Here is a 19,457-nt window from a genome sequence, read left to right as displayed (position 1 = left end):
GTTTTCAGCCGCAGTATTCAGCCTGATCAAACTGAGACTGAAAACTAGAAAAAAATGAATCTAAAACGTATTTATAATACTCGTAACTATATTGAGACAAATTACAATAAAATCATCTCAATAAGCGAGCTTGAAGATATTTCTAGTTACTCTTACAGAAATTTACAGCGCGTTTTTTATTCTTTGTTTCAGGAAACAATTGGCGCTTATCAAACCCGTCTGAAAGTAGAAATCGGATATAAAAAGATTTTATATTCTAATAACCAAATTTCAGATATTGCTCTTGAAGTTGGCTTTGCAGATGTACAGTCTTTTTCGAAAACTTTCAGAAAACACTTTAATTGTCCGCCTTCTACAGCGCGAAATCAGAAGGAATTACTGCTAAATGATTTTCATCCGCAAGAACCTGTTTATAATATTTTAGACCCCGAAATTGTTTTCATTCCCGAAATAACAGCTTATTATTCTAGCTGTAAAACCTCATATATTAATCCTGAGATAGAAACTCTTTGGGATACTTTGCTGAAAAATGAAATTACTGAACCTATTTCTGATTTCTTCGGTATTATTACAGACGATGTTCTAATTACCGAAAAATCAAAATGCACTTATGAAGCTTGCATCGTTAGTAAAACAACTATTAGAAATCTTCCAACAAAAAAACTTTTTGGAGGCAGATATGCTCGTTTTCTACATCACGGATGTTATGATACTCTAGAAGATACTTATCAGCAAATTTTTGGAGCGTGGCTTCTTAATAATGATATCGAAGTTTCTCATTTACCAGTTATTGAACAGTACATCAAAAACGATTTAAATTGCAATACGCCAAGTGAATATCTTACAGCTATTTATATTCCTCTTATTTAAATTGTCCATTTTGGACAACTTCGCAATTACTATTTAGAAATACTTTTGTCCCGTCAAGTTATCGATAAAAATGGCATTAAACATTAAAAATTAAATCAACTAAGATGGAAAAGCTTTTTTTAACATTATTCTTAATTCCTTTAATCTCTTCTTGTCAAGGGGATGAAATAAACACAATTACAGAAAAAATAGAAAATACGGAAGTTATGTACACCATGCCAGAAGAATCGGCTCCGCATGAAGGAACTTGGCTTCAATGGCCGCATCAATATCAATATGGAATTGATTATAGAAACGATTTAGATGCAACTTGGATTGCCATGACTAAATCACTAATAACAAGTGAAAAAGTTTTTATTGTCGCTTATGATTCTACTGAAAAAAACAGAATTGAAGCTTTATTGCAAGAATCAGGAATTTCATTATCGTCAATTGAATTTAAAATTTACAAAACCGATGATGTTTGGGTAAGAGATAACGGACCAATTTATGTAAAAGACAAAAACAATCAAATGGTAATTCAAGATTGGGGCTTTAATGGCTGGGGCAAAAAAGCAGCTTATCAAAATTGCAACACTATTCCCTCGCAAATTGCCACAGACCAAAAAATCGCGGTTTTAGATTTAAACAATATAATGATTAATGAAGGCGGAGCTGTAGAAATAGACGGAAACGGCACTTTAATGGCTACCAAAAGTTCAATACTAAATTCAAATCGAAACCCTTCAATGACGCAGCAACAAGCTGAGGCGAATTTTAAAAAATACCTTGGAGTGACACATTTTATTTGGTTAGATGGTAAAGCGGGTAGAGAAATTACAGACATGCATATTGATGGATTTGCCCGTTTTGGCAATAAAAGCACTATTGTAACAATGAATGAGAATGATTTATTGTATTGGGAAGTTCCACAAAATGATATTAGTACTTTATACAGTTCGAAAGATAAAAACGGTAAAAATTATACTTTCTTAAAACTACCATTGTCCAAAAATAATGTTACAACAACTTATGGTAAAAAACTAGGATACAAAGGTTCGTATGTAAACTTTTACATTGGAAACACTGTTGTGCTGGTTCCAAATTATAATGACCCAAATGACGTTGTGGCCAACCAACTGATTCAAAGTTTATATCCTACAAGAAAAGTAATTGGCATTGATGTCCGCAATTTATATGCAAATGGAGGAATGATTCATTGCGTTACACAGCAACAGCCAAAGTAAGATTTTAGTCTTCAGTCTCCGTTTAAAGTCACAGTGTCAAATGTTACAAACCTAAGACTAAAAACCTTTTTATCAACAAGTTAAAATAATTTACAATTTATAATTCATAATTTATAATTATTTTCTACATTTGCACCCGAATTTGACCAACCTCTGGCGAGATCCGTGAATGTTGCTCTAATATAAAAACCATAATTTAAATTATCATGGCAGATTTATTAAAATTCGTTCAAGACGAATTCGTTGCTAAAAAAGATTTCCCAGATTTCGGAGCTGGAGACACAATCACTGTTTTCTACGAAATTAAAGAGGGTGAAAAAACAAGAACTCAGTTCTTTAAAGGAGTTGTGATTCAAAGAAGAGGTTCTGGTGTTACAGAAACTTTTACTATCCGTAAAATGTCTGGATCTGTTGGTGTTGAGCGTATCTTCCCAGTAAACTTACCAGCTTTACAAAAAATCGAAGTTAACAAGAAAGGTGCTGTACGTAGAGCTAGAATTTTCTACTTCAGACAACTTACTGGTAAAAAAGCTAAGATTAAAGATAAAAGAAGATAATCATTTATCAAAATGTTATAAAAAACTCGTTTCAAATGAAGCGAGTTTTTTTTATGCCTGTTTTTTTTTAGTTTAACCAAACCCGACATTTTAGAAATCCTATTGGGTTTCAATAAAAAAACCGACACTTGTAAAGCATCGGTTTTGTATCTTAATAAAAAATCGGTATTCTATTTATTCAATAGTTTTTCTAAATATTCGATTTTATCTTTTTCTGCTTGCAACAAACGTTCGTAAAGCTTTTCTTTTTCATGAAAAGTTTCAATTAATTTATCCAATGGATTAAAATGACATATATTATGAGTGCCCATTGGCCCTTGATTAATACTATTGTCGTGAAAACTATTAAAATAATTAATCATATTGTCTTCTGAAAAACTTTTAATTGCTTCAACAGTTACACCAAGTGCTTTTGCAACTTCTTTAAGTCTTTCTTCTTCTATGGTTTCGCTGTTTTCCATAATCGAAATAGCCTGCTGATTGGTTCCTAAAGCCTGCGCCAAAGCTTCCTGCTTCATATCTCGAAGTTCACGAATACGGCTAATTTTTCGCCCTATATGATTTGGTTTTGTAAGTGTGCTCATAATTCAAAGATAACGATTAAGCGCAATAATAAACAACATGTAAAAAACATATTAAACAATGTATCTTATATTTGTTATATGCCTATTGCATTTGAGTCAAAAATACAATTTTTCAGACAAAAAGAATGTTTTTATACGCATGAAAATATTTCTCTTTTTCAAAATCGTACTCTTTACTCTCCGATTCATCAAAACCGTAATTTTTTAATACCAAAATCATCGATTTAGCAATTTAATGAGCTCGAAATAACAATCTGTTAATTTCATCTTTTCTCTGCAAAACTCAACCGTTTTCGTTGTGATTTTATTATATTTGCTCCGCTCATTTTGAGCCGAATATATCTTTTACATCGTTAACTCCTGACGATACGATTATAAAAAAAAAAGAAAATGAATAAATCAAAAATTTTTTACACCTTAACTGATGAGGCGCCTCTATTGGCAACTTACTCTTTGTTACCAATTGTTCAAGCTTTTACAGCAACAGCTGGAATTGAAATCGAAACCAGAGATATTTCGCTGGCAGGAAGAATTTTATCAAACTTCCCAGATTCTTTGACAGATGCTCAAAAGACTGGAGATGCGTTGGCAGAATTAGGTCAATTAGCGACTCAGCCAGAAGCAAACATTATCAAATTACCAAACATTTCAGCATCTGTACCGCAATTAAAAGCGGCTATTGCTGAGTTACAATCGCACGGATACAACGTACCAAATTTCCCAGAAGATCCACAAAATGATGCTGAAAAGGAAATTAAAGCAAAATATGCTAAAGTTTTAGGTTCTGCTGTAAACCCAGTTTTACGTGAAGGAAACTCTGATCGTAGAGCTCCAAGAGCAGTTAAAAACTTCGCAAAAGCAAATCCACACTCAATGGGTGCTTGGTCTGCTGACTCAAAAACTAAAGTGGCTTCTATGTCAGGCGGTGATTTTTACGGAAGTGAAAAATCATTAACTGTTGCTGAAGCTAATGATGTAAAAATCGAATTTGTTGCTAAAGACGGAACTACAACTGTTCTTAAAGCAAGTACTCCATTAAAAGCTGGAGAAATTATCGACAGTTCTGTTTTAAGCGTAAGCAAATTAAAAGCTTTTGCTGCTGATGTAATCGCTGAAGCTAAAGCTGCAGGAGTTTTACTTTCTGTACACTTAAAAGCTACTATGATGAAAGTTTCTGATCCAATTATCTTTGGCGCTATCGTTGAAGTATATTTTGCAGATGTTTTCAAAAAATACGCTTCTTTATTTGCTGAATTAAACGTTGACACTAGAAACGGTTTAGGTGATATCTACGCTAAAATCGCTGGAAGACCTGAGCAGGCAGAAGTTGAAGCTGCTATTGATCAAGCAATCGCAAACGGACCTGCTTTGGCAATGGTTAATTCTGATAAAGGAATTACAAACTTACACGTTCCATCTGATGTAATTGTTGATGCTTCTATGCCAGCAATGATCCGTACTTCTGGACAAATGTGGAACAAAGAAGGAAAAGCACAAGATACATTTGCTGTTATTCCAGATCGTTCTTATGCTGGAGTTTATACTGCAACTATCGATTTCTGTAAAAAACACGGTGCTTTTGATCCAAAAACAATGGGAAGTGTTCCTAACGTTGGATTAATGGCTCAAAAAGCAGAAGAATACGGATCTCACGACAAAACTTTCCAAATGAAAGCTGATGGTGTTGTTCGTGTGGTTGATGCAAACGGAAATGTTTTAATGGAGCAAAACGTCGAAGCTAATGACATTTTCAGAATGTGTCAGGCAAAAGACGCTCCTATTCAAGACTGGGTTAAATTGGCTGTAAACAGAGCTCGTTTATCTAGCACGCCTGCTGTTTTCTGGTTAGACGAAAACAGAGCACACGATAGAGAATTGATCGTAAAAGTTCAAAAATACCTTAAAGACTACGATACTACAAACTTAGATATCCGTATTTTAAACCCAGTTGCTGCAACTGAATTTACTTTAGACAGAATCATCAAAGGTTTAGATACTATCTCTGTAACAGGAAACGTTTTACGTGACTACTTAACAGATTTATTCCCAATCTTAGAACTAGGAACTTCTGCAAAAATGCTTTCTATCGTTCCGTTAATGAACGGTGGTGGATTGTTCGAAACTGGTGCTGGAGGTTCTGCTCCTAAACACGTAGAGCAATTTACAGAAGAAGGATACTTACGTTGGGATTCATTAGGAGAATTTTTAGCTCTTGGTGCTTCATTGGAGCATTTAGGACAAACTTTAGATAATTCTAAAGCAATTGTTTTATCTGAAACTTTAGATCAGGCAAACGATAAATTCTTAGCAAACGATAAATCTCCAGCTCGTAAAGTGGGTCAAATCGATAACCGCGGATCTCACTTTTATTTAGCATTCTACTGGGCTCAAGCTTTGGCTGCTCAAACTAAAGATACTGAATTGAAAGCAATCTTTACTCCAATCGCTGCTGAATTTGAAGCTAATGAAGCTAAAATCGATGCAGAATTAATTGGTGCTCAAGGTAAACCTCAAAACATTGGCGGTTACTACCAACCAACACCAGAATTGGTAAGCAAAGCAATGCGTCCAAGCGAAACTTTCAACGCTATTGTTGCTAAAATCAAATAATTCAGAATACATTTTGTATTTCTAAATAAGCAAAAGGACAACTAGCATAGTTGTCCTTTTTTTATCTTAACTTATGTTTAACAAAAATTCCGTAAGAATATGTAGTAAGAATTTGTTAACTATGTAAATCAAAATCAATATAATGATTACAAAAAATACCTGCACATTTTTTCTTTTTATTCTTACGATTTTCACCTCATTTGCGCAGGAAAAATTCACTCTTAGCGGAACTATAAGTGACAGCAAAAACAACGAAACTCTAATTGGAGTTTCAATCTATATTCCATCACTAAAAATTGGAACTACTACAAATGAATACGGATTTTACTCGCTTTCTGCCCCTAAAGGAGAATACGAAATTGAAATCAGTTATACCGGTTATCAAACCATTCAAAAAAACATTATTTTAAACCAGAATTCTAAAAGTAATTTCTCGATTAAAGAAGGTGGCGAAGAACTTCAAGAAGTCATTATTACAGAAAACAAAGGCAAGACAAACATCAAATCGCCAGAAATGAGCGTTAACAAACTATCTATTTCAACCATAAAAAAAATGCCCGTAGTTTTAGGAGAAGTCGATGTTATAAAATCGATTTTACTGCTTCCAGGCGTTACTAATGCGGGTGAAGGAGCTTCTGGATTTAATGTCCGTGGAGGCGGTGCAGACCAGAACCTGATTCTTTTGGATGAAGCAACCATATTTAATTCTTCTCACGTTTTCGGATTCTTTTCTGTTTTTAATCCCGATGCTATTAAAGATTTAAAATTGTATAAAGGCGGAATTCCAGCACGTTATGGCGGAAGAGCTTCTTCAGTTTTAGAAATTTATCAAAAAGATGGAAGCAGCAAAGATTTTCATATGAATGGCGGTATCGGTTTAATATCAAGCCGTCTGCTTGCTGAAGGTCCGATTGCAAAAAACAAAGGTTCATTTTTAATTGGAGGAAGAGCTTCTTACGCGCATCTTTTTTTAAAACTCTCTGAAGACAATAAAAATAACTCAGCCTATTTTTATGACTTAAACACCAAATTAAGCTATAAACTCAGCGATAATAACAGTCTTTATTTATCAGGTTATTTTGGGCGCGATGTTTTCAGATTAAATAAAAGCTTCACTAATACTTACGGAAATTCTACTTTAAATTTCAGATGGAACCATTTGTATTCTGACAAATTGTTCTCAAACCTCTCCCTAATTTACAGCGATTACTATTATGGTTTAGATCTTGATTTTGTGGGATTCAACTGGGATTCTGGTATTAAAAACTATAATATTAAATACGATTTCAAACATTATCTATCAGACAAATTAAAATTAAATTACGGAGTAAACGGAATCTATTATCAATTTAATCCAGGAACAATTAAACCAAGCAGTATTGATTCAGGAATCAATCCAGATCAATTGGATAAAAAATATGCTTTTGAGCCTTCTGTTTACATAGATGCAGAAAGTCAGCTTTCTAAAAAAATTACTCTCGCATACGGATTACGTTATAGCTTATTTTATAGATTAGGCGCTTCTACTATTAATTATTATGATAATAATCAAGCGGTTGTTTTTAATAATGATATGCAGATTTACGAAAAAGGAACACCAACCTCAACAAAGTATTTCAGCAAAAACAAAGTCATTCAGAGTTATGATAATTTTGAACCTCGTTTTTCTCTTTCTTACCAATTAAATGAAGAGCAATCTATAAAAGCGAGTTACAACAGAATGGCGCAATACCTTCAGTTAATATCTAACACCTCATCTCCTACTCCGCTAGATGTTTGGATGCCAAGTGATAATTATATCAAACCGCAACTTGCAGATCAGGTCGCTCTGGGTTATTTTAGAAATTTCTTTAATGATGCGTATTCCTTAGAAGTTGAAACCTATTATAAGAAAATCCAAAACAGATTAGATTATATAGATGGAGCCGATTTAATTGCCAACAATGCCATTGAACAAGTTATTTTAAACGGTCATATGCGTTCGTATGGTTTAGAGCTTATGATAAAGAAAAACAAAGGCAAATTTAACGGATGGATTTCGTACACGATTTCCAAATCAGAACAACAAACACCTGGAAGAACTCCCGAAGAAACAGGAATTAATAATGGTCAATGGTATGCTTCTGCATATGATAAAACCCACAATCTTGCCATTACCTCAGCTTACAACTTAAACGAAAAATGGTCATTTGGTGCTAACTTTGCTTTGCAATCAGGACAGCCTGTTACTTATCCGAATGGCCAATATGAATATTTAGGAATCACAGTACCGAGTTACGGTTTGCGAAATGAAAACAGACTTCCTGCTTATCATCATTTGGATATTTCAGCAACTTTAACTCCGAGCAAAAATAAAGATCGAAACTGGAAAGGCGAATGGGTTTTTAGTATCTATAATATTTACAATCGTATGAATGCTGCCTCAATCAATTTTCGTCAAAATACGGATACAGCTATGAATGAAGCCATAAAAACATCTATTTTCGGAATTGTACCTGCAGTGAGTTATAATTTCAAATTCTAAAAAAATCAATGTAAAAACTAAAAATATAAGTATGAAAAAATTAGTTTTTTTAATCGTGCTTTTCACATCGCTATTCTTCGCAAGCTGCGAAGAGGTCGTTGATGTTGATTTGGATACAGCACCTCCAAAATTAGTAATTGAGGCTGCTATTAATTGGGAAAAGGGAACAGAAGGAAATGAACAGACGATAAGACTAACTACAACGACTGGTTATTTTGAAAACGTAATACCAACTGTATCTAATGCAATTATTTATATAGAAAACAGCCAAAAAGAAAGATTTAATTTCATCGAAATTAAAAAAACTGGCCAATATGTATGCATAAATTTCACACCCGTTATCGATGAACAATATACATTAACCGTAATTAGCCGCGGAAATAGATATATCGGAACAGAAACTTTAAAATCAGTAGCGCCCATTACGCGAATAGAACAGAATAATCAAGGCGGTTTTACTGGACAAGACATTGAAATAAAAGCCTTTTATAATGATCCTATTGATGCAGATAATTTTTATTTATACAAATATGTATATTCTAATAAAATCAAATCAACCTTCTATGTAGATGAGGATAAATTTTTTAATGGCAATGAATTTTTCAGCCTTTCTGATGATGAAGATTTACAAATTGGAAATGAAATTGAAGTGACACACTACGGGATTTCAAAACAGTACTATAATTATATGAATATTTTGATCAATATTGCCGGAAGCACTTTTGGAGGACCATTTCAGTCTCCTCCAGCAACCGTAAAAGGAAATATGGTTAATGTAACTAATAAAGATAATTATCCGCTGGGCTATTTTTCTCTCAGCGAAACCAGTACAGAAAAGTACAAAATTCAATAATTTATGCAGCCTCTAATCAAAACCTTAAACGAAAAAAAACTTGTTGGACATTTTATCGAAATGTCTTTTATCGAAAATAAAACTTTTCAATTATGGAGCGGTTTTATGCCAAATCGAAAAGAAATAAAGAATGCAATTAATGCCAATTTATATTCTCTAGAAGTTTATGCAGAAAACCATTTTGAGAATTTTGATCCTAACGACAGTTTTCAAAAGTGGGCTGCAGTAGAAGTTTCAGATTATTCAACTATTCCAGAAGGAATGGAAACCCTAGTTGTTCCAGACGGTTTGTATGCGGTTTTTCTTCATTTAGGCCCAGCCTCAGAAGGACATAAAACTTATCATTATATTTTTGCAGAATGGCTTCCAAATTCTGATTACACGGTTGATGACAGGCCACATTTTGCAGTAATGAACGAAAGGTATAAAAAAGACGATCCAACCTCTGAAGAAGAGATTTGGATTCCAATAAAAAACAGAAATTAGTTATGGTACTAGAAACGCTAAAAACACTTTTCAATCGAGATTTAAGCAAATTAAAAAACGAAATTGAATCGTATCAAAATGAAAATTCAATCTGGGCAATTGACAAGGACATCTCCAATTCAGCTGGAAATCTTTGCCTTCATTTAATTGGAAATCTAAACACTTATATCGGTGCAGAAATTGGAAAAACTGGGTACGTCCGAAATCGTCCTTTAGAATTTTCTTTAAAAGACATTCCGAAATCAGAATTAATTCAGAAAGTTGAAGACACCATTTCAGTTGTAAACAAAGCTCTGGACAATTTAGCAGAAGCTGATTTAGAAACGATTTACACGCAGATTATTTTTGAAAAAGAGATGACAACTGGATTTTTCTTAATTCATCTTTCAACTCATTTGGCTTACCATCTAGGACAAATCAATTACCACAGAAGACTGCTAGATTTCTGATTCTAGATTGTAAACATTACCTTTGCAACACATTCAAAAAAACATACATGTCATCACATCATATAGTCCGCGACGATCAAGAACCTGCTTTAGTAATTGCAAATGGCGCAGCCTGCGATCCAGAATTATTAGGACAATTGTTAGAATGGTCACCACTGGTTGTCGTTTTAGATTCGGCTATTGAAAGAGTGATTGAACTAGGCATAAAAGTTGACGTTTTATTGGGTGATTTTGACCGAGGTTTTGATCCTGAAATTTACAAATCACAATTTCCTATAGAAATTGTTCATACTCCCGATCAAGACAAAACCGATTTGGAGAAAGCTTTTGATTATCTTATCGAAAGAAAAATTCCCGCCGTAAATGTCGTCTGGGCAACTGGAAGACGTGCAGATCATACTATTACAAACCTTACACAAATTGTTCGTTACCGAGATTTGCTCAAAATTGTAATTCTTGATGATCATTCTAAAATATTCCTTCTACCAACAAAATTTGAAAAATGGTATACTGCAAAAACACCAATTTCGCTAATTCCTATTGGTGTTGTAAACGGAATTTCTTCAGCAAATTTAAAATACGAATTAAACGATGATACATTAACAATGGGCTACAGAACCGGAAGCAGTAATTCTGTCGAAAAAGACGGAATCGTAACCATTACACATCGTGAAGGCGATTTACTTTTAATGGAATGTTTTGATTAGAAGCTATTTCCTGCTGTCCGCTATATCTTTTCCTGGCTAAAGAAGCCAGAAAAAGGATGCCGCTCCCATCAGGGCTAGGGCACTCATTTTCACAACAAATCTTTCTTCAAAAAAGGAATAACTATATTTGCAATCGAAATCAATGAAAATGAAAGCAGAAAACAATTCACAAAAAGACAATTTACACCCAAGAAATCTTCATCGAGATCGATATGATTTTGAAAAACTGATTTCAAATTGCCCAGAATTAAAAGCTTTTGTTTCCATCAATAAACACAGAATTGAAACCATTGATTTTAGTAATCCGCTTGCTGTAAAAACTTTAAACAAGGCTTTACTTCAAACCTATTACGATATTCAAAACTGGGATATTCCTAAAAATTATCTTTGTCCGCCCATTCCAGGACGTGCAGATTATATTCATTACATAGCCGATTTATTGGCTGAAAGTAACAATAATCAAATTCCCGACACTTCTTATGTTTTAGGATTAGATATCGGAACAGGCTCAAATTTAATCTATCCGATATTAGGGAATTCAATTTACAACTGGAGTTTTGTCGGAACAGACATTGACAAAAAATCAATTGAAAATTGCGCTAAAATTATTGAAGCCAATCCAGAATTAATCGATTCAATTAGCTTGCAACAGCAAACAGAACCTCGATTTATTTTTAAAAATATTATCACGCCCGAAGATCGTTTTACATTCACGATGTGTAATCCTCCTTTTCATGCATCTGCCGAAGAAGCAAATAAAAGCACTTCTAGAAAAGTTTCTAATTTAAATCCGAAAGAAAAAAGAAATGCAAATCCAGTTTTAAACTTTGGAGGACAAAATGCAGAATTATGGTGCAACGGCGGTGAAATCGGATTCATCACACAAATGATTTACGAAAGTGCCAAATATCCTTCTCAGGTTTTATGGTTTACAACTTTAGTTTCTAAAAAAGAAAACTTGGCATCGATTTACAAAATCCTGAAAAAAGTAAACGCTGTTTCTGTCAAAACAATCGAAATGTCGCAAGGGCAAAAAAACAGCAGAATTGTAGCTTGGAGTTTTTTTGAAAACACAAATTCTCAGAAACATTTCTTTTAACACATTCATTTCCAATACCAAAATCTTGATTTTATAATTTACTTTAAGTACATTTATTGTAAACAATTTAAAATCAAGATTATGGCAGAATATATTGGTTATCTCGCATCTGTATTTATTGTTGGAGGATTTTTGCTGAAAAACCTCAGAGCAATCCGATTTATTAATATGTTTGGCTGTATCTGCTTTGTGATTTATGGCATTTTTTTAAACGATTACCGAGATTTCAATCAATGGCTTTGGCCTGTTATTATTCCGAACGCAATTTTAGCATTTGTACAGATTTATTATCTGACATCCAAAAACGAGAAATCTTAAAATTATGATATTTTAAAATAAAATTCTGATACACCTTTCACTTACGCTACTCGTAACTTTAAGCCGAAATTTGAATTTATTGCCATGTTAAAACTATATTCCCGATTAGTTATTGTACTTTTTTTAGTGACAAGCTGTGCCTCAAAAAAGCCAAAATTTGAAGATTACGTTTTTAAAACCAAAAGCGAAGAAGTAAATTATCAAACCGCTTATGATAAAGCTCTGAAACTTTGGAACATTCCTTACACTGAAGAAGATGTAAAAACAAGTTACGGAACAGCACATGTTGTAATGGCCGGACCAAAAAACGGAAAAGATCTGGTTTTACTTCACGGAATGGATGCCAGTTCAACAATGTGGTATCCGAATATTAAAGCTTTCGCTAAAAATCACCGCATTTATGCCATCGATTTTATAATGGAACCCAATAAATCCAATTTAACAGCAAAACCGCTTTCATCAGATGATATTGTTGCTTTTTACAACGAAGTTTTTGCTTACTATAAATTAAAGAAATTCGATATTATTGGGGCTTCTCGAGGCGGTTGGATTGCGACATTATTAGCGATTCAAAAACCAAATTCTATAGATAAAATTGTTTTATTGAGTCCCGCGCAAACTTTCAAATTCCTGGATAAACCCAGAAAAACGACTTCAGCATTAATGCTGAAACTTTTTCCTAGTGAGAAGAAATTCAGTAAGACATTAAACACTTTTTCAACTCATCCTGAAAACATAAGCCGTATTTATAAAAGACAATTTTATTTGGCCAATAAATATGCAAAATCAAATTCCAGTATGCTTAAAATGATGCCTTTTTCAGATAAAGAATTAGAATCTATTCAAAATCCTGTTTTAGTTTTAATTGGTGATAAAGACGTCATTAATTCAGAAGAAAGTCTAGAACGGGCACAAAAACATCTAAAAAACAGTAAAACCAATGTTGTAAAAGATTCTGGACATTTTCTCACTATCGATCAGCCAAAAATTGTGAATGATGCAGTTATTAATTTTTTAGATTAAGAGTTTTTTTGCCACACATTTTACAAATGCTCTTTGCATTTGCATTGGTTTGATAAACAAAATTAGTGCAAATTAGTACAATTCGGAACAGACTTTAAACTGCTTACTTCCACAAACTTCGTATCTTTACAAAACCAAATTTTCAGTATACGCAAATGAAATTCCAAGTTTCTTCAGAATATAGTCCAAAGGGAGATCAACCTCAAGCCATACAAAAATTGGCACAAGGAGTGGTTGATGGAGATAAATATCAAACTTTATTGGGAGTTACAGGTTCGGGAAAAACTTTTACCGTGGCCAATGTAATTCAGGAAGTGCAAAGACCTACTTTGGTTTTGGCACACAATAAAACATTGGCGGCACAATTGTATTCAGAGTTCAAGCAGTTTTTTCCAAACAATGCTGTAGAATACTTTGTTTCTTACTACGACTATTATCAGCCAGAAGCCTTTATGCCTGTAACGGGAGTTTTCATTGAAAAAGATTTATCTATCAATGAAGAATTGGAGAAAATGCGTTTAAGCACAACTTCTTCTCTACTTTCTGGCCGTCGTGACGTTTTGGTTGTGGCATCAGTTTCTTGTTTGTATGGTATTGGAAACCCTGTTGAATTTCAGAAAAACGTAATTGAGATTAAACGCGATCAGGTTATTTCGCGAACTAAACTATTACACAGTTTGGTTCAAAGTTTATATGCCAGAACAGAAGCCGATTTTAATCCGGGAACTTTCAGGATTAAAGGAGATACGGTTGAAGTTTATCCAAGTTACGCAGACGATGCGTATCGAATTCACTTTTTTGGAGATGAAATTGAAGAAATCGAATCATTTGACGCCAAAACTTCTCATGTAATAGAGAAATTTCAAAGACTTACTATTTATCCAGCCAACATGTTTGTGACTTCTCCAGAAGTTTTACAAGGTGCGATTTGGCAGATTCAACAGGATTTGGTGAAACAAGTAGACTATTTTAAAGAAATAGGAAAACATCTGGAAGCCAAACGTTTGGAAGAAAGAACCAATTTTGACTTAGAAATGATTCGAGAATTAGGATATTGTTCTGGAATTGAGAATTACTCAAGATATCTTGACGGACGTGAAGCGGGAACGAGACCTTTCTGTCTGTTAGATTATTTTCCAAGCGATTATTTGATGGTTGTTGACGAAAGTCACGTAACCGTTTCTCAGGTTCATGCCATGTATGGAGGTGACAGAAGCCGAAAAGAAAACCTAGTAGAATATGGTTTCCGTTTGCCTGCTGCAATGGACAATAGACCTTTAAAATTTGAAGAATTTGAAGCGTTGCAAAATCAGGTAATTTATGTTTCTGCTACTCCTGCCGATTATGAATTGCAAAAATCGGATGGTATTTATGTAGAACAGATTATTCGTCCGACCGGATTATTAGATCCAATTATTGAAGTTCGTCCAAGTTTAAATCAGATTGATGATTTGATTGAGGAAATTCAAGTTCGATGTGAATTGGACGAAAGGGTTTTAGTGACTACTTTAACCAAAAGAATGGCTGAAGAATTGGCTAAATATTTAACGAAAGTAAATATTCGATGCCGTTACATACATTCTGAAGTTGATACTTTGGAACGTATTGAAATTATGCAGGATTTACGAAAAGGTCTTTTTGATGTTTTAATTGGAGTAAACTTGCTTCGCGAAGGTCTGGATTTACCAGAGGTTTCACTTGTTGCCATTTTAGATGCCGATAAAGAAGGTTTCTTGAGAAATCACAGATCTTTGACGCAGACAATTGGTCGTGCGGCGAGAAACTTAAATGGTAAAGCCATTATGTATGCTGATAAAATCACAGCCAGCATGCAGCGAACGATTGATGAAACAGAATACCGAAGAACCAAACAGATTAATTTCAACGTTCAAAATAATATCGTTCCGCAAGCTTTAAACAAGAAAATCGAAAGCGCTTTTACCAAAAACCCATTGGTTGAATATGAATTAGGGCATCCTATTCCTGTTGCGGCTGAGCCAGAAACAGCTTATTTGTCTAAAACTGAATTGGAGAAAATGATTCGCGAAAAGCGTAAAACAATGGAAAAAGCAGCTAAAGAATTAGATTTCTTGCAAGCGGCTAAACTTCGCGATGAAATTAAAAAACTACAGGAACAGCTAGCTTAATTGTGCTGTTCCTGAAAAATTTCTAGTAAGACTATTGGATTGATTATTGTATTTGGTGCTTTTTTCATCATTTCTAAAACTCGTTTTACCGCAGAAAGATTCAATCCCATCTGTAAAGCAATTTGCTGAATGGCTTGAAACTCTCTTTCGTGCAAAACCCCATCGCAATGCATTAACAAAGCCAATCTATAAAACTGATTGATACGTTGCATCTCAGATGGAATTGGCAATGATTTTGTTTCCTGATGAAATAAATCCTGAAATTCTTGTTCGCTAATATTCAATTCAAAAGCTACAAGTCTTAAAAATTCTAGTTCGCGTTTGTGCAAATGTCCGTCTACAGTGGCGAGGGTAATCATTTCTAAAAGTAAACTTCTTTTTTCTGCTTCTGTATTCATCAATTTATTATTTTTAGCTAAAATATTGCTTTTAAATAAAAATACAAAACACGGATAATGAAGAGGATTTTCTTGGCGGTTTTACTTCTATTTACTCTTATTGGCAAAGCGCAAAGCACTGCTTCAAAAAATGTATCAACCTTTACAATTGAGGCACCTCAGTTGAATACTTCAAAAAAAATCTGGATTTATCTTCCTGAAAATTATTCTAAAGACATTAAAAAGAAATACAGCGTTATTTACATGCACGACGCTCAAAACCTTTTTGATGCCAAAACTTCTTATTCTGGCGAATGGAATGTAGACGAAAAACTGGACAGCTTAAAAGCTCCTGTAATTGTTGTCGGAATCGAACATGGAAATGATAAGCGCATTGACGAACTGACTCCTTTTAAAAATGAAAAATATGGTGGCGGAAATGCAGATAATTATTTAGAATTCATTGTAAAAACATTAAAGCCACATATCGATAAAAATTACAGAACCAAGACAAAAGCTAAAAACACTATTATTTTTGGAAGTTCTCTTGGCGGGTTGGTTTCTTATTATGGAGCATTAAAATATCCAGAAGTTTTTGGAAAAGCAGGCGTTTTTTCGCCTTCATTTTGGTTTTCTCCTGATATTTATACTTTCACCGAAAAACAATCCAAAATCAAAACTAAAATCTATTTTCTGTGCGGGGACAAAGAAAGTGATGACATGGTAAACGATTTAACCAAAATGAAACGTTTACTAGATACAAAACGCTGTTATTGTCTTCATCTTGATAAAATTAAAATTGTGAAAGGCGGAGAGCATAATGAGAAACTTTGGAGAGATCATTTTACAGAAGCAATATTGTGGCTAGGTTATAAATAGAAAAAATAAAAACATCGCATACCAATGAAACTAATTTTAAGAGAATACAATCTCAAACTAAAACACACTTTTACCATTTCGAGAGAATCTATAGATTTTCAGCCTTCATTAATTGTTGAATTGCAAAGCGGTGGTTTTTCGGGTTTTGGAGAAGCTACTTCAAACCCATATTACAATACAACTGTACCAATGATGATGCAGGATCTAGAAAAAATCAGAAGCATTATTGAAAATACTGAGAATGAAACTCCAGAAGTATTTTGGGCAAAAATTCATCCATATTTAAAAGACGATATGTTTGCTTTATGCGCTTTGGATCTTGCTTATAATGATCTGTACGCGCGTAAAAAAGGCAAAAAATTATACGAATTATGGAACTACACCACCGAAAGAAATCCAATGACAGATTACACAATCGGAATTGCCTCTATCGATAAAATGGTTTCTAAAATGCAGGAACTTCCGTGGCCGATTTATAAAATTAAATTAGGAACTAAAGAAGATATCGAAATTGTAAAAGCACTTCGAAAACATACCAACGCTATTTTTAGAATTGATGCCAACTGTGGCTGGGGCGTTGAAGAAACTATAAATAATGCAGTTGAATTAAAAAAACTTGGTGTTGAATTCTTAGAACAACCTATGAAAGCGGATAATTGGGAAGGTCATAAAGAAGTTTTCAAACATTCTGTTCTTCCTGTTATTGCAGACGAAAGCTGTATTATTGAAGAAGATGTTCAAAAGTGTCATAATCATTTTCATGGTGTAAATGTAAAATTGGTAAAATGTGGCGGTTTAACTCCAGGAAAACGCATGATTGAAGAAGCTAAAAAACTAGGATTAAGAACGATGGTAGGCTGTATGACCGAATCTACTGTTGGAATTTCTGCCATTGCACATTTGCTTCCTCAATTGGATTATGTAGACATGGACGGCGCGCTTCTTTTAGCAGAAGATATTGCGACGGGAGTAAGCATAAAAGATGGTGTTGTAAGTTATTCAGATCTTAACGGAACTGGCGTTACACTTTTATAAAAATGATAGTCGATAAATTTCCTGACCGAATTATTGAAATTGACCAAAAACAATATTTGTATTTTGGCGGAACTGCGTATTTGGGACTTCCAACAAATACAGCATTTCAAGATTTAGTCGTTCAGAATATTTTGAATTGGGGAACCACATACGGAAGCTCCAGAACGGCCAATATTCAATTAAAAGCATATGATGAGGGCGAAAGGTTTTTAGCGTCTCATATTGGCTCAGAAAAAGCCGTAACTGTTTCTTCTGGAATGCTGGCCGGAAAATTGGTTATTGATTTAATGAAAAAGCAAACCGATTGTTTTTTCCATTTGAATGATACTCACAACGCAATCCAAACCGAAAATAGTTTTCCTGTATTCCTGAATAGAAAATTAAACGATCAGCTGTTAGATTCAAAATCTGAAAAAATAACGATTTTAACCGATGGTGTTCCTTCTTTTGAAACAAAACCTGCCGACTTATCCTTTTTAGAAAAGATTTCGAAAACCAAAGAAATCACTTTAATTATTGACGAATCCCATTCTTTGGGAATCACAGGTAAAAATGGTTGTGGAATTTATTCATCAATTTCATTTCCTGTAAAAAGAAAAATCATGGTTTCTTCTTTAGGCAAAGCTTTTGGATTAACTGGTGGCGTTATTGCTGGCGATTTAAAATTTATTAATCAAATAAAAGAACAGGAAACTTTTACCAGCGCTGCAGGAATGAATCCTGCTTTTGTGCAGACACTCTCTGATGCTAAAGAAATTTATAAAGTACAGCATCAGAAACTGAACGAAAATCTGAGTTATATAGATTCAATTCTAATCAAAAATGACAGTATTCTATTTAATAAAAACTATCCTTTAATTTACCTTTTATCGGATGATTTAGTAGAAAAACTAAAACAGGAAAACACTATTATCGCAAGTTTTAGATACAAAAAAGAAGCTGAACCATTAAATCGAATTGTAATTACAGCCAATCATTTAAAGAAAGATTTGGATAAATTAGTTCAAGCCTTAAATAGTAAATAAAATAGCCACAAATTACACGAATTTTCATAAATTAAAATTTCAAATTGAATTAGTGGAAATTCGTGTAATTCGTGGCAAAAAAATAAATCGGCTAATTACTTTTAAAATGTACCTTTGCAAAGAATATATATTAAGTTTTACTATCAAGTAAAGATTGGAAAAACTTGAAACTTGAAACAAAAAAACCTGAAACAAAAAATTATGACAAATAACGATATACTTAAAAAACTTCGCGTGGCTTTGATGCTCCGTGATGACCAAATAGTTGAAATTTTAGAATTGGTAGATTTTAGAATTTCAAAATCAGAATTGGGTGCTTTTTTCAGAGCAGAAGATCATCCAAATTACATGGAATGTGGAGATCAGGTTTTAAGAAACTTCTTAAACGGATTGGTGATTCATTTAAGAGGAACTAAAGAAAACCCGAAAAATCCAAACGAAGTTTTGGCAAAGCACAAAGCTGAAATTCCGAAGAGAGAAACGTCTAAAGAAAGACCAGAATTTAAAGCTGCACCAAAAGATTCTGAAAAATACAGAGGTGATAAAAGTCCTTCAAAGTCAGGCCCATCAGCTGGTAAACCTAAGAAAAAATCATTCCCAAAAGGAAACGGAAAACCAGTTGTTGTAGAAAAAGTAGTTTTTAAAAACGGCAATAAGAAAAAATCATAATTGGGTGATTTTAACCGCA

At 33.7% G+C, this 19,457-nt stretch carries 19 protein-coding genes; 17 read left to right on the top strand and 2 right to left on the bottom strand.

Features of this window, described 5'->3' with window-relative positions; all coding sequences use genetic code 11:
* The first annotated feature begins 54 nt into the window (after nt 1-54).
* From ABXT06_RS08300 to rplS, 3 genes are all read left to right on the top strand, one after another.
* Nucleotides 55-870 carry an AraC family transcriptional regulator gene (locus tag ABXT06_RS08300; RefSeq protein WP_354590331.1) on the top strand — a complete coding sequence of 272 codons (816 nt, stop codon included), beginning with the start codon at nt 55-57 and terminating at the stop codon, nt 868-870.
* Between the two features lie 104 nt (nt 871-974).
* Nucleotides 975-2,096: an agmatine deiminase family protein gene (locus ABXT06_RS08295; RefSeq protein WP_354590330.1), complete on the top strand. Its 1,122-nt coding sequence runs from the start codon at nt 975-977 to the stop codon at nt 2,094-2,096.
* A 206-nt stretch (nt 2,097-2,302) separates the two neighbouring features.
* Nucleotides 2,303-2,653 (top strand): 50S ribosomal protein L19, encoded by a 351-nt coding sequence (rplS, locus tag ABXT06_RS08290; protein ID WP_008462155.1) that lies wholly within the window; start codon nt 2,303-2,305, stop codon nt 2,651-2,653.
* Nucleotides 2,654-2,823: 170 nt separating this feature from the next.
* On the opposite strand, the gene ABXT06_RS08285 is transcribed toward rplS, so the two are convergent.
* Nucleotides 2,824-3,237 (bottom strand): helix-turn-helix domain-containing protein, encoded by a 414-nt coding sequence (locus ABXT06_RS08285; protein WP_354590329.1) that lies wholly within the window; start codon nt 3,235-3,237, stop codon nt 2,824-2,826.
* A 390-nt stretch (nt 3,238-3,627) separates the two neighbouring features.
* Between ABXT06_RS08285 and ABXT06_RS08280 the strand changes: the two genes are divergently transcribed.
* From ABXT06_RS08280 to uvrB, 10 genes are all read left to right on the top strand, one after another.
* On the top strand, nt 3,628-5,847 hold the full coding sequence (locus ABXT06_RS08280) for an NADP-dependent isocitrate dehydrogenase (RefSeq protein WP_354590328.1): 2,220 nt from the start codon (nt 3,628-3,630) through the stop codon (nt 5,845-5,847).
* Nucleotides 5,848-5,989: 142 nt separating this feature from the next.
* Complete coding sequence (locus ABXT06_RS08275; RefSeq protein WP_354590327.1) at nt 5,990-8,371, top strand: TonB-dependent receptor; 2,382 nt, start codon at nt 5,990-5,992, stop codon at nt 8,369-8,371.
* A 31-nt stretch (nt 8,372-8,402) separates the two neighbouring features.
* On the top strand, nt 8,403-9,224 hold the full coding sequence (locus ABXT06_RS08270) for a DUF4249 domain-containing protein (protein WP_354590326.1): 822 nt from the start codon (nt 8,403-8,405) through the stop codon (nt 9,222-9,224).
* A gap of 3 nt (nt 9,225-9,227) precedes the next feature.
* A complete protein-coding gene (locus ABXT06_RS08265) occupies nt 9,228-9,710 on the top strand; it encodes a GyrI-like domain-containing protein (RefSeq protein ID WP_354590325.1) in 483 nt (160 codons plus the stop codon).
* 2 nt (nt 9,711-9,712) lie between these two features.
* On the top strand, nt 9,713-10,159 hold the full coding sequence (locus ABXT06_RS08260) for a DinB family protein (RefSeq protein WP_354590324.1): 447 nt from the start codon (nt 9,713-9,715) through the stop codon (nt 10,157-10,159).
* Nucleotides 10,160-10,206: 47 nt separating this feature from the next.
* Nucleotides 10,207-10,866 (top strand): thiamine diphosphokinase, encoded by a 660-nt coding sequence (locus tag ABXT06_RS08255; protein ID WP_354590323.1) that lies wholly within the window; start codon nt 10,207-10,209, stop codon nt 10,864-10,866.
* A 148-nt stretch (nt 10,867-11,014) separates the two neighbouring features.
* A complete protein-coding gene (gene rlmF, locus ABXT06_RS08250) occupies nt 11,015-11,965 on the top strand; it encodes a 23S rRNA (adenine(1618)-N(6))-methyltransferase RlmF (protein WP_354590322.1) in 951 nt (316 codons plus the stop codon).
* Between the two features lie 81 nt (nt 11,966-12,046).
* Nucleotides 12,047-12,283 carry a uroporphyrinogen decarboxylase gene (locus tag ABXT06_RS08245; RefSeq protein ID WP_354590321.1) on the top strand — a complete coding sequence of 79 codons (237 nt, stop codon included), beginning with the start codon at nt 12,047-12,049 and terminating at the stop codon, nt 12,281-12,283.
* Between the two features lie 84 nt (nt 12,284-12,367).
* A complete protein-coding gene (locus ABXT06_RS08240; RefSeq protein WP_354590320.1) occupies nt 12,368-13,306 on the top strand; it encodes an alpha/beta fold hydrolase in 939 nt (312 codons plus the stop codon).
* A gap of 155 nt (nt 13,307-13,461) precedes the next feature.
* Entirely contained in the window at nt 13,462-15,453 is a 1,992-nt protein-coding gene (gene uvrB, locus ABXT06_RS08235) for an excinuclease ABC subunit UvrB (protein ID WP_354590319.1), read from the top strand.
* On the opposite strand, the gene ABXT06_RS08230 is transcribed toward uvrB, so the two are convergent.
* On the bottom strand, nt 15,450-15,851 hold the full coding sequence (locus ABXT06_RS08230; RefSeq protein ID WP_354590318.1) for a TerB family tellurite resistance protein: 402 nt from the start codon (nt 15,849-15,851) through the stop codon (nt 15,450-15,452). The genes uvrB and ABXT06_RS08230 overlap by 4 nt on opposite strands.
* A gap of 57 nt (nt 15,852-15,908) precedes the next feature.
* On the opposite strand from ABXT06_RS08230, the gene ABXT06_RS08225 reads away from it, so the two are divergent.
* The 4 genes from ABXT06_RS08225 to ABXT06_RS08210 all read left to right on the top strand — a co-directional run bounded on the left by ABXT06_RS08225 (nt 15,909) and on the right by ABXT06_RS08210 (nt 19,438).
* Nucleotides 15,909-16,709 carry an alpha/beta hydrolase gene (locus ABXT06_RS08225; protein ID WP_354590317.1) on the top strand — a complete coding sequence of 267 codons (801 nt, stop codon included), beginning with the start codon at nt 15,909-15,911 and terminating at the stop codon, nt 16,707-16,709.
* Nucleotides 16,710-16,733: 24 nt separating this feature from the next.
* Nucleotides 16,734-17,744, top strand: a complete 1,011-nt coding sequence (locus tag ABXT06_RS08220) for a dipeptide epimerase (RefSeq protein WP_354590316.1) — start codon at nt 16,734-16,736, stop codon at nt 17,742-17,744.
* A gap of 2 nt (nt 17,745-17,746) precedes the next feature.
* Nucleotides 17,747-18,769, top strand: coding sequence for an aminotransferase class I/II-fold pyridoxal phosphate-dependent enzyme (locus ABXT06_RS08215; RefSeq protein WP_354590315.1), 1,023 nt, complete (start codon nt 17,747-17,749; stop codon nt 18,767-18,769).
* 201 nt (nt 18,770-18,970) lie between these two features.
* On the top strand, nt 18,971-19,438 hold the full coding sequence (locus ABXT06_RS08210; RefSeq protein WP_354590314.1) for a DUF1456 family protein: 468 nt from the start codon (nt 18,971-18,973) through the stop codon (nt 19,436-19,438).
* Nucleotides 19,439-19,457 lie beyond the last annotated feature (19 nt).

It is taken from the genome of Flavobacterium sp. UW10123 (assembly GCF_040538975.1).
In the GTDB taxonomy this organism is placed as follows: Bacteria; Bacteroidota; Bacteroidia; order Flavobacteriales; family Flavobacteriaceae; genus Flavobacterium.
Note: the sequence above shows the minus strand (reverse complement) of the source record. Positions and strands in the feature narration are given on the sequence as shown.